Source organism: Lysinibacillus sp. UGB7, assembly GCF_049058285.1.
Classification (GTDB): Bacteria; Bacillota; Bacilli; order Bacillales_A; family Planococcaceae; genus Lysinibacillus; species Lysinibacillus sphaericus_B.
Window position 1 is genome coordinate 23284 of record NZ_JBMGUV010000019.1, and the last position, 12052, is coordinate 35335.

Annotated in this window: 10 protein-coding genes and 2 pseudogenes; 2 read left to right on the forward strand and 10 right to left on the reverse strand. The window is 38.0% G+C overall.

Annotated elements, in window-relative coordinates:
• Position 1: 1 nt before the first annotated feature.
• The 7 genes from ACOMCU_RS17015 to fadH form a co-directional block, all read right to left on the reverse strand.
• Positions 2–847, reverse strand: a complete 846-nt coding sequence (locus ACOMCU_RS17015) for an ABC transporter permease (RefSeq protein WP_080647634.1) — start codon at positions 845–847, stop codon at positions 2–4.
• On the reverse strand, positions 844–1779 hold the full coding sequence (locus ACOMCU_RS17020) for an ABC transporter ATP-binding protein (protein ID WP_010858217.1): 936 nt from the start codon (positions 1777–1779) through the stop codon (positions 844–846). The genes ACOMCU_RS17015 and ACOMCU_RS17020 overlap by 4 nt, the downstream gene beginning before the upstream one ends.
• Positions 1776–4169 carry a hypothetical protein gene (locus tag ACOMCU_RS17025; RefSeq protein ID WP_421050816.1) on the reverse strand — a complete coding sequence of 798 codons (2394 nt, stop codon included), beginning with the start codon at positions 4167–4169 and terminating at the stop codon, positions 1776–1778. Before ACOMCU_RS17025 ends, ACOMCU_RS17020 begins: the two co-directional genes overlap by 4 nt.
• A 200-nt stretch (positions 4170–4369) precedes the next feature.
• Entirely contained in the window at positions 4370–5257 is an 888-nt protein-coding gene (locus ACOMCU_RS17030) for a LysR family transcriptional regulator (protein WP_010858215.1), read from the reverse strand.
• A gap of 66 nt (positions 5258–5323) precedes the next feature.
• The gene (cbpB, locus tag ACOMCU_RS17035) at positions 5324–5767 is read right to left on the reverse strand and encodes a cyclic-di-AMP-binding protein CbpB (RefSeq protein WP_010858214.1); all 444 of its coding nucleotides are present in this window, start codon (positions 5765–5767) and stop codon (positions 5324–5326) included.
• 194 nt (positions 5768–5961) lie between these two features.
• On the reverse strand, positions 5962–6201 hold the full coding sequence (locus ACOMCU_RS17040) for a hypothetical protein (protein WP_010858213.1): 240 nt from the start codon (positions 6199–6201) through the stop codon (positions 5962–5964).
• A gap of 70 nt (positions 6202–6271) precedes the next feature.
• Positions 6272–7039 (reverse strand): 2,4-dienoyl-CoA reductase, encoded by a 768-nt coding sequence (fadH, locus tag ACOMCU_RS17045; protein ID WP_421050817.1) that lies wholly within the window; start codon positions 7037–7039, stop codon positions 6272–6274.
• A gap of 189 nt (positions 7040–7228) precedes the next feature.
• Between fadH and ACOMCU_RS17050 the strand changes: the two are divergent.
• Positions 7229–7432, forward strand: a pseudogene (locus ACOMCU_RS17050) (IS5/IS1182 family transposase); the annotation flags it as partial.
• 439 nt (positions 7433–7871) lie between these two features.
• Here the strand turns inward: ACOMCU_RS17050 and ACOMCU_RS17055 are convergent.
• The 3 genes and pseudogenes from ACOMCU_RS17055 to ACOMCU_RS17065 form a co-directional block, all read right to left on the reverse strand.
• Positions 7872–9056: an iron-containing alcohol dehydrogenase gene (locus ACOMCU_RS17055; protein WP_421050818.1), complete on the reverse strand. Its 1185-nt coding sequence runs from the start codon at positions 9054–9056 to the stop codon at positions 7872–7874.
• Positions 9057–9072: 16 nt separating this feature from the next.
• Positions 9073–9243 (reverse strand): annotated as a pseudogene (locus tag ACOMCU_RS17060) (SDR family oxidoreductase); the annotation flags it as partial.
• A 157-nt stretch (positions 9244–9400) separates the two neighbouring features.
• Positions 9401–10921 carry a CoA-acylating methylmalonate-semialdehyde dehydrogenase gene (locus ACOMCU_RS17065; RefSeq protein WP_010858210.1) on the reverse strand — a complete coding sequence of 507 codons (1521 nt, stop codon included), beginning with the start codon at positions 10919–10921 and terminating at the stop codon, positions 9401–9403.
• 431 nt (positions 10922–11352) lie between these two features.
• Between ACOMCU_RS17065 and ACOMCU_RS17070 the strand changes: the two genes are divergently transcribed.
• Complete coding sequence (locus ACOMCU_RS17070) at positions 11353–11988, forward strand: TetR/AcrR family transcriptional regulator (protein ID WP_010858209.1); 636 nt, start codon at positions 11353–11355, stop codon at positions 11986–11988.
• The last annotated feature ends 64 nt before the right edge of the window (positions 11989–12052 follow it).

A 12052-nucleotide genomic window follows, 5' to 3' on the forward strand; every position in this document is an offset into this window, starting at 1 on the left:
CTCATCGATTGCTTTTCATGTTGGCACGTAATTTTTTAATGGCAATTGTTAAACTAAGTACAATAATGACTATATAAACTAGTAAATAAATAATCCACACTGGTAAATCAACACCTGAAAGTTCTGCTAAAGCATCCCCCATTTCTGGTGAAATAAGTGTCAGCATTAATGCTCCTGGGTTTATAGATGCCCAGAAGTAAGTCATATAGGAAGTACCCGTCCCTATGGCATTCCCCATTTGATGGAAAGCCATTGTTAAAAAGAAGAAAAACGCTGTGATTCCACCTAAAAAGATAATCGAGCCGTACGTAGCAATCATGGCAACTATTGTTTTCTTCGTAATTGTTGAGAACATTACCCCGATACTACCAATCGCAATAACCGTTACTAAATAAAATAAAAATATAGAAACTAATTGGGAAGGTGATACCCCACCAAATAAAAATACTAAACTATACAAAGGTAGCCCTGCGATTAGCATTAATACTAAAAATGCCACCGAAGAAAATAATTTCCCAATCACAATTTGTGTGGAACTTTGTGTTGTTGTTAGTAAAATATTTAAAGTTTGCTTTTCGCGTTCACTACTAATAGCACCCGCTGTTAAACTTGGAGTGATAAATAGAACCAACGCCATTTGTAAAATCGTTAACACAGCAAACATCATAAAACTCGTATCGGGTCTAAAGAAGCCCTTTCCTGTAAATTCAGTCGTCAGTAGTAAAAAACCTGCGATAAAAATACAAATAACCGCTAAATAAAACATTAAGCCTGAAAAGCTTTTAAAAGAACGAAAGCGTAACTTCAATTCTTTTACGAGTACCGGATTATAAAATCGCTCCATCAATGATTGTCCGCTCCCTTCGTAATCGCCATAAAGACATCTTCTAAATCCTTTTCTTCTTCACTTAGTGCATAAATTGGTAAGTCTTTCAGTATTGCTTTTTTGAGAAGTGTTACTTGTTCCGCATCTGTTCCTCGGTAATTAAAGGCTATCTCTAAGCGATTGTCCATAACATCAATGGATGAAATAAGTGGATCTTCTTCTAAAAATGCACGTACCTCGTTTAAACGCTCTACTACTTTTATAACAATGCGCTTTTCCCCTTGCAATTGCGCTTGAATCGTTGCAACATTGCCATGGGCAATTAGTTTTCCATTATCTATAACACCAATTTCATCACACATTTCCGCCAGTTCAGGCAATATATGTGAGGAGATTAGAATGGTTTTCCCCATGGATTTTAAATTTCTTAAAATATCACGCATCTCTACGCGCGCACGCGGGTCAAGTCCAGAAGCTGGCTCATCCAAAATCAATACTTTCGGATCGTGGATTAAGGCGCGAGCAAGACATAACCGTTGCTTCATGCCTCGTGATAGTAAATCTACATAATCAAAACGCTTATTTGTTAAATTTACAAGCTCTAACAGCTGTGGAATTAACACTTTCCGTTCCGTCGCACCAATGCCATAACTAGCACCATAAAAATCTAAATATTCATCTACTTTTAGCTGATCATAAACACCAAAGAAATCTGGCATATAGCCGATTTGCTTGCGTACTTCCTTTGGTTCCTTGATGACGCTTTTGCCGTTGATAAGGGCATCGCCAGAAGTCGGAGATAGTAATGTTGCTAAAATCGAAAATGTTGTCGATTTACCAGCACCATTGGCTCCAACAAAGCCGAACACAACCCCCTCCTCAAGTGATAGGTTTAAATGGTCTAACGCTGTAAAGGAGCCATATCTTTTGGTTAAATCACGAATTTCAATCATTCCTTCGCCACTCCTTTCAGCTCTATATCTGGTAATTTTGTCTGTTCGCCAGTTTGATCTGGTCCAAATTTAATTTGTACAAGTAGTTCATCATTTTCATTTAAGTATTGGGTAATATTTTCTGTAAATGCTTGCTTTGTATCTACTAGTGGCTCAAAGATGCTCGTTTCATTATTCCAAATGGAAAGCTGCATGCGCTTCACGTCCTTATTTGAAATAACAAGTTCATTTAATGATTGAACGGATGCCATAAAATTATCTGGCAAAGCCATCGTGACTTCAAATAAACCATCTGATAGATACCAGTTATTTAGTTGCTCGTCTATTTTTTCATAATAGGCATTCGCTGATTGCGGACTCACTGTATAAGTAAAGTTGGTACGTTTCATGGTAAATGGACCTGACAGATTTACTTTTCCTTCAAATGGCTGGATGAAATAAGAGATAGGTGACATGTTAGCACTTGTTTCAAGCTCTACGCCAACAATTGCTTGCTCTGCCCAAGCCGTAATTACAGGTTGCTTGTCACTTTCTGCAAGCGGTAGTGCGAACGTTTTCATGCGCTCGATACGTAGTGGGTCTACATCTTCTTTCTTCGTTGGGTAATTATAATTGTAACTATTAAACGAAGACGGCTTTTGCAGGACCGTTGACTTCAGTTCTTTGTCTACCTTTAGTGTTCCGTTCGGCTCTATATCACCAAGCTTTACTTCCTTAATACCCGAGATTAACGTTACATCTTTCAACTTGAACGGGAAATTATTCTTAATGGACCCGGAAAGTTTTTCATTTTTTAACGTAATATCGATATCCATCTTACCGATGTTTTTTGCAGTTGTTTTTCCTGCAAATGATTGAACAGACCAATAACTTAAATTGCGTAATGTTAATGTTGAACCATTAGCATGTTCCTTAATATACGATGTTTCATGTAAATCGCCCATTGTTCCAGTAAAATTATTATTTCTACGTAATGCCAGTGCAGTTGTATCTTTATCTGCCTCTACAACAAAATCACCGCTACGATTTGTTAAAATCGATTCTACATAGTAGCCGTTTACACTACTATCCTCATTTACTTTATAAAAAGCTGATTGCTGTGCTTGTGGCTGAACAATACGATCTTTAGCGCCGAAAATAAAGAGCGCAATAGATAATGCAACTGAAATGGCCGGTATTAACCACCATGCATGTTCACGCTTATCCATCTTTTTCAAGACAAAATACAAAATAGGTCCGATAATTAAAATATAGAGAACGATGACGATTAACATGTAGCTGACGGACACTTCGAATGATGGGAATAGTTCATTTATGGTACGTAGCTCATAAGAAATCTGATCCATTGTTGATTGACCTTGCATTATACCTTGTTGAGACAAACTTTGAATATTTAACATGTTTGCAGTTAATGCTAAGTATCCATCCATTGAAGCTAAAGGCTCATCCCCTAACGAAAACGTTGTTTGCACAATTTCCCCACTACCTAGCTTTTTCTTTGCAGCTAGCGTTGTATCATTATCTTTTAAAACAGGAACGCTTCCTTCATTATCCGTTGCTGTATAGACGGAAATATCCTTAGTAAAAATACCTCCGCCAGATAATTTTGTTAAACTATTTGCTGAAATCGTCTGCATTTGTTGTGATAAAGTAAGCGGTAAATAATCTTTAAAAATGCCCGCTGTTGTATTTACTTGATCAGAAGCACCAAGAAGTAAAGTACCTCCATCCTGTACCCATTTCAGTAGAGCTTCTTGTTGATTTTGAGATAAATCCACAATGGAAATTTCATCGACGGCAATAATATTTGCCATCGCGTAGCCCTGTGCATCCTCTGGCAAAGTAAAATCTTTTATTTGATTCAAATTAAAAACTTCCACATTACTTGATGGAATAAATTGCGATAAGCGCAAATAAGCAGATAAGCGATCGCTTTTCTCCGTTAACGTATAGACAAATATTGCTGATGGATCTAAAAAGTTTGCTTGTAAACGTTTTGTTCCTTTATAGGCAACTTTTTTCCCTTTTTCAATGCTCCCCTCATAAAAGGCAAACAAATCCGCATCTGAATAACTATAGTCTGCTAGTCCATCCAAATATAACTCAACAGTTTTTTCTTCACCTGCTGCTATATCTAGAGGCAGTACAAGTGCCGATGCAGCCTCATAGGAACTTGAGGCATTAATTGCCATGTCCCCCGAAAAATCTGCACCATTATTTTTTATTGTTACTTGTAATGGCACTACAGATTGATATTTTGCTTTTCCTACCATTCCAGCTTTCGCCTGCACTTCTAAAGTCGGTGCGGCGGTCGCCTGTGAAACAGGAAGCATAAAGCTCATAACAAACATTAATAGTAGAATAAGTGCCGTGATCTTCGTTTTTTTCAAAAGCTCAACCCCTTTTTTACTTAACATATAGATGATTACATAATTATACGATTTAAATTGCATTTTGTTCCATTTCTTATGATATCTTCATGAATATTCATAAACTCTTAAGATTTAGATAGGTAGACAAAAAAGGGCAATCCCAAATGTGATGCATAAATCACCTTGGGACTACCCCTCTTTTTTTGTTCAACTATGTTCTATTTTGTATAATCAAACAGGCAACGCGCATGATCTTGTACGACTTCTACAAAAGCCTGTACTTGACGTAACTCAAAAGAAGATTCATAGCCTATTAACCATGTATCTCGCGTTAAACCAAATTCTTTTTCATTGTTAGTCAGCGCAATTTTATTGATACCATCATGCTCATTTAATGTGATGGAAGGGAGAATGGCATAACCGATTCCATTCAATGCCATTTGCTTACAAGTCTCAATCTGATCAACCAAGATTTGTCGTCTCGGATTCGATGCAAAATGTCGTTGCCACCATTGTTGAATTTCCTGATAATAATTCGAATCACTTTTAAATTGGATGAATGGGCGATCTGTCGTTAGCACATCTTCAATGGTTTTCAATTCTTGATCTACTAAGTAAAGAGTATCACGGAAAAGGTGAATCTTTTCCCCCTTCCAGTCGACCTGTCCACGTACAATACCAATATGCGCCTCTCCCTCATACAAGGCCTTGACAATTTCCGAGCTCCAACCAGTCATAAGCGAGATTTTTGCTTCAGGATATTTCGATACAAAATCCTTTAATATTTTCGGAAGCCAGTTTTGTCCGACAATTGAAGCGCAAGCAATTTTAAGTGTACCGTTGACTTTTGTTGTTAAAGATTGAATCGTTTCAAAAATTTCTTCTTTTTTAGCAAGCATCTCGATCGCATAAGCGATAACTAGCTCACCAGCTGGTGTCGCTGTTAGTCCCTTCTGTGAACGAATAAAAAGCTGTGCACCCCATTCTTTTTCAATCGATTGCAACCGTTGTGAGAGCGCTGGCTGCGATAAAAACAACCGCTCAGCTGCTTTCCGCATATTACGTTCCTCAGCTAATATTTTCAATATTTCTGCTTCCGTTGCCATCAATTACCTAGACCTCCATTACAGGCAAAGGGGGCCTCATGATTTACATCCGAGTCCCCTCTTAAACTACTTTTCTGTTTGATAAATATATTTTTTTAACTGCTTTAATATAACACGTCTCGTTAAAATCCCTGCGAACGTACCTTCTTCGTCCACTGCACATAAAAAGGCATGATTAATGACTAAATCTAATGCACGTTGAAATGTATCCGTCAGTTTGATAACAGCTATATTTTTATCCATTATCGAATCAACTTTTATATCAGGTAATTTTTCATATTCAATATGATCGAGCCCTAAAATCGCCTCTGTAATCATTTTCATACTGAGTAACCCTTGAAGTCGATATTTCAAATCTAATACAGGTATTGACGAATATCCTGTACGTGTCAGTACCAGGAGTGCATGTTCGGCACTATTCCCAATCTGTACATGTGCAACCTTTTCGGATGAAATAACAAATTCACTAATTGGCATTGCTAATAAGTCTTTGCTGTTAGTTGAAATCATGAACTTCTTCTCCTTTTCTGTCCTTGCTTTGCAGAACAGGATGCTTCCCTTTTATCATATCATAATTTTTCCGTATATGACCACGACAAGGTCGAGAAGAGTTTTTCAAGAACAATGAATGATTTTAGCATTTTGATCAAAACTAAGTATCAAATCTGCTCACGCAAATTTGATACTTAGTTTTAACTATACTTTTAATACCCTGCCTGACTCCAGTAGTAAAAGATAACAATGCCTAAAAAAAGTAAGAAGATAGCATACACCCAAACAATTGGATTCAGCATTGTTGCATATTCTTCCACAGTTTCAGAAATTGGCGTATCTTTTTCTGAATTTCGTTCCGATGTCATTTTGGCAATTCGTAAAGTGGAAACGAAAGAAATGACAGCAATGATGGTAATCGCAATAAGAGCTGGTATTAACCACATACCCATAAGGCAAGACTCCTTTCTTTACCCTTAGTATGCGTCAATCCAGCTCTTCATTATGCAAAAAAATTATTGATTAAAATGGGTATTGATTTAGCCATTGTCCACCATCAAGTGTGACACATTCACCATTCATATAGCGTGACTTATCGGACATCATAAATGTAGCTAAATCGGCCACTTCCTCAGGTGTCCCAATTCTTCCTAATGGTACTGAATCAATTGTACGAGCAGCTGCCGCTTCTGATTCCCACAATTTATCCGCTCCGCCTGTGCGTTCAATTGGACCCGGAGCGATTGCATTTACACGAATTCCATATTGTTTGCCCCATTCGACCGCTAACGTTCTTGTTACTGATAATACACCTGCTTTCGCTGCTGCTGAATGAATCACACCAGCGCCTGCATTCCAAGCATAAGTTGCAACCATATTAAGCATCGAACCTTTTATATTGTTTTTGATCCAATACTTTCCAACGGCTGATGAACAGTAAAATGTACCATTTAACACGATATCTACTACAGCTTTCCAACCGTTAGGCGTTAAATCCTCTGCGTGGACAATAAAATTGCCAGCTGCATTATTCACAAGTCCATCAATTTGCCCAAATTTTTCAACGGCAAATGCGATCATTGCTTCCGCATGTTCGGGCACTCGGACATCCATTTGAAATGTTTCAATTGTTGCGCCTGATTCTAAGATAAATTCTTTGGCCTCTTGCAAACGCTCTTCATTACGACCCGTAATAATCACATTTGCCCCTTCTGTAACGAATTGCTTCGCCATATAAAGCCCCATCCCACTTGAGCCACCAGTAATAAGTATTGTTTTGCCTTGCAACATACTAATTCCCCCTTTATAAAATGAATAGCCATTCATTCATAAATTCTACTATATTTTCTCGAAAATGTCATATAAATTCTACAAAAATACGCTTCAATCAGTTGGCATCATACTGACCGCTATTGCAGGATAAAGTAAAACTTCCTTCTCTACAAACAACGCAATCAAAAAAAGCGAGCTATTCAACGAATAACACAAATCTATGCACGTCGAAAAGAAACGATTGATCGTGTATTTGCTGCTGCGTAAGATATGTGTTGGACAAACTTACGACGGATTAAAAAATTGTCCTTGCAGGCGATGTTTATTTTTGCTGCCATGAATTTGAAGAAGCAGCTAATTAGACATGGCTACGTCCAAAAATGGAAAAAGAAGTTGCTCGTAGCGTACTAACCTCGTTAATAGGGGCTATTTGTAACGAATATTTCTGATAAATTTTCAAAAGGTATTCGGGGCATTACGAATACCTTTTGTCACTATATGAAAAGATAATATCTTTTCATATAGTACGTTCAATGATTTTCAGATGTAAGCATCTCTAATTGATTTTGCTTCTTGCTTCAATTATTTATATTTTTCGTCATCCTATCCATCACCTCAATCATCTATAAACGTACAAGAGTTGATTGGAGCGCAGGCGGCGACTTCTGCGGGAATAGCATGAGCGAAAAGGCCCCACAGGAGCATAGCGACGAGGAAACTGAAGCCATGCCCGCGGAAAGCAACGGGTTCATATAGATACTTCTATATTGAAAAGAAAAAAGACAGTAACCAAAACCAATTTTTTGAGTTTGTCTACTGTCTGAAAGATATTATCTTTTTCATTATCTTTCTAAAATTCAAAATGATAAGCCATTTTATACAGCTCTATTAACTCATCATGTGTTGGCTCTTTCGGATTATTACCTGGGCTACCGCTGGCAATTGCATCAGCAGCCATTTTTGGAATTGCCGCATAAAAGGCACCTTTGTCAATGCCCCATTGCTGTAAATTACCAATGTTCATGATCTTACACATTTCCTTTATTGAAACAATCGCTAAATCGGCAAGTTCATCTTGCGTTAACCAAGTCCCATCTTTATTAAAAAAATTACCAAGGTCTGCTAATCGATCAACACATGCATCTTTTGAATATTCTAATACTACTGGCAGTAACATCGCATTAGAAATTCCATGCGGTACATGAAATAGTGCCCCGACAGGACGAGACATACCGTGAACTAAGGCTACAGAGGCATTGGAGAATGAGAGACCTGCTTGCATTGAACCAAGTGACATGGCCTCACGGGCATCAATATCGTCTCCATGTTCATAAACTTTCAGTATGTTATTGACAATTAACTCCATCGCAGATAATGCAAGTACATCAGAGTATGGATGTGATAAGCGTGATAAATAGCTCTCGATTGCATGACTCAATGCATCAATGCCGGTTGCCGCAGTTATTGCTGGCGGCGAAGTAATTGTTAACATGGGATCAACAATTGCAATAGTTGGCATAAACGCAGGTTGCTTAATCATCATTTTGATGTCATTTTTCGTGTTTGTAATGACAGTTGCATCTGTTGCTTCCGATCCTGTACCAGCAGTTGTCGGTATCGCGATGTGTGGAATCGGTGTATGGTCAGCAACCTTTTTCATTTTCATATAATTCCCTATATAGCCACCATTTGTCGCGACCACCGCAATGGCTTTCGCTGTGTCAATGCAGCTGCCTCCGCCTAGTGAAATGATGACATCACAGTTCTCTGCTTGCAAAATATTAAGCCCTTCTGTTACAAACGAATCAATTGGCTCAGTTGTTACCCCTAAATACGAAACTACATGCAATCCTTGGGTTGTTAAGAGTGTGTTGCATTGATTGACAAAACCTAAACTATTCATAATCGGATCACTGATAATCAATGCTCTCGTCCCTAATTTTTTTGCATAAACCCCTACTTCTTCAAAAGAATCTCGACCATAAATCATCGTCCCCGGAGAATTTACTGTGAAAATTGTTTTCGTTTGAATCATAACGTCTCCCCCTTACCTATTGTGCTGTATATCCGCCATCCAATACAATCGCCTGACCCGTTAAACCTTTTGCCACATCACTCGCTAAATAGAGCGCAAGTCCCGTAATTTCTGAAACATCTAGCAAGCGTTTTTGTGGAACAAGTGGGTAAAGAACTTGCTCAAGTACTTCCTCAACCTCGATACCATCCCGTGGGGTGCCAGTAAAGGCATTGCACTCGTTTGACCACCCGATACTAAATCAGCCATAACTAAAGTACCACCAATTTATAAAAACCGAAGCATAACAAGCCTTTGTAAAAAAAGCTGTACTCATTTATCAAGAGTTACAGCTCCTTTCTTAGTTAATCGTTATTACTTGGGAATGCAAATGTTGATGCAGGGGACGCATTACTTGTCATCCAGCGTTCTGAAACGGTTTTCGTTTTTGTAAAGAAACGTGCTTGATCTGGCCCAAACATATGACCTTCGCCAAAACGAGACCCTTTGAATCCTGCAAAGTTGTGATAACCGACTGGAATCGGAATAGGAACATTCACACCAACCATTCCGACATCAATTTCAGTTGTGAATTTACGAGCAGCAAAACCATCGTTCGTAAAAATTGTGACACCATTTCCAAGTTCATGCTGATTGATTAGTTCAATCGCTTCATCTAATGAATCAACACGTACAACATTACGAACTGGACCAAACACTTCTTGTTCATAAATCTCCATACCTGGTTTCACGTTATCTAGTAATGTTGGACCTACAAAGAAACCTTTTGATTCTTTGACAATTTCTAAGTCACGACCATCACATACGACAGTCGCACCTTCTGACTCTCCGCGATCGATTGCTGCTAAAATGGCATCTTTAGATTGCTGTGAAATCACTGGACCAAAATCACTATCAGCCTCCGTATATGAACCCACTTTTAATGCAGAAATTTTCTCCTTTAAAATAGCAACAAGACGATTTGCAGTGTCTTGCCCTACAGGCATAATTGTAGAAATTGCCATACAACGTTGGGATGCTGCACCGTAAGCCGCACCAATAAATGCATTCCCTACTTGCTCAAGATCTGCATCCGGCATTACGACCATATTGTTTTTACCGCCACCAAGCGCAGTAACACGTTTACCGTATTTTGCCCCTGTTTCATAGATATACTGTGCAACCGGTGTCGATCCTACAAATGAAATTGCTTGTACTGTAGGGTTTGCTAGAATTTCATTTACAGCATCCTTATCACCATTGACAACTGTCCAAATGCCATCTGGTAAGCCGGCCTTTTTCCATAATTCACTGACATACAATGAAGTCATTGGTACACGTTCAGATGCTTTTAATACAACCGCATTCCCGACAGCAATGGCCATACTTGTTTGGGCTAATGGCACCATTATCGGGAAGTTAAATGGTGAAATTGCTGCTACAACCCCTAGTGGATATTTAGCTGAATAGGCGTTTATTTGACCACCAACGTTGACAGAATACTCGCCTTTTACTAAATGAGGTGCGCCAATTGCTAAATCTACAGATTCAAGTCCTCTTGTAATCTCACCTGTCGCATCCTCTACTGTTTTACCACTTTCTCTACAAATAATTTGTAATAATTCATCTATATTCTCAGTGACCAAATTACGGAATTTCAATACGATTTCTGCACGTTTAGATACTGATGTATCTCGCCATTTTGGAAATGCTGTTTGTGCCTTCGCAATGGCCTCACGAGTCTCTTCTTCCGTTGCTAGCGGAACTTTTCCGATAACCTCGCCTGTTGTTGGATTGTATACCGAACCATATCGCCCACTTTTTCCCTCGATCATTTCGCCACCAATGAAATGCGTTAATGTTTTAACTTCTTGTGCTGTTGTCATCGTATTGTCCTCCTTTAAATTTGTTTGATTTTGCATCTTTCTTTTAAACTTAAATAAGCATCTGACATATCATTTTTTTCATAGCCTTGTGCTGATATATAGCTGGATAGATTCACTAATTGGCATGATGGATTTGTGTTGAATTTATAGCCATCGATAATCTCATATAACCTAAGCCGACAATTCCTATACTCTCCTTCGTTTGACTCCCTCGTGTCTTAAAAAACCACAAATTAAGCTGGATGATACACTAGCCAACTTTATTTTTTTGTCGTAACATTAAGAACGAAACAATTTGAACGACCATGGTCATTGACTGCGGTCAATTAAATCATAATCAATGTCAATCTATCACGTCAATTAAAATTTGTTATTTTCTGAAAAATTGTTATATAAATTATTATAGTATATTTTGGGGGAGGAAAAGGAGTATGTATTCATTAACTACTCGCCAGAAAAGGGCGTTAGAAACCCGAGACAAGTTACTAAAAACATCCTTAAATTTATTTAATAAATATGGCTACGAACATGTATCTGTTGAACAAATTACCAAAGCTTGTCATGTATCAAAAGGGACGTTCTATACACACTTCCCTTCTAAATACGATGTTATTTTAGAAAAATTTAAAGAGCTCGATAGTTTTTACAGCACCGTAGAGAAAAGTATTGATCGTAGCTTGCCTGCAACCGAGAAAATACTTTTGCTTTACAAAGAGCAAATGCTGTATTTAACAAACATTGTTGGAAAGGATTTATTGCGGACTGTTTATACTGCTGCAATGACCAACCAAGTAGAAAAAGAACATTATTTAATTAGCCCTCACCGTAAAATTTTCCAGATCCTTAATACTTATATTGAGGAGGGAATTGAACTTGGTGAGTTTCGTCAAGATTTACAAGCGACACACATGCAAAAGATTATACAACGTTGCATGCGAGCGAATGTCTATGATTGGTTAATTCATAATGAAGATTTTGATTTAGTTACTGAAATGGCACACTTTACAGCAGTTGTATTAAATGGAATGACAATGGAGGCTTCTTCATCGTCATACGAAGTGAATTAACATAAAAAAACAGTAGCATTCACCTAAAATGTGTGGTGAAGTGCGACTGTTTTTATTTACTGTT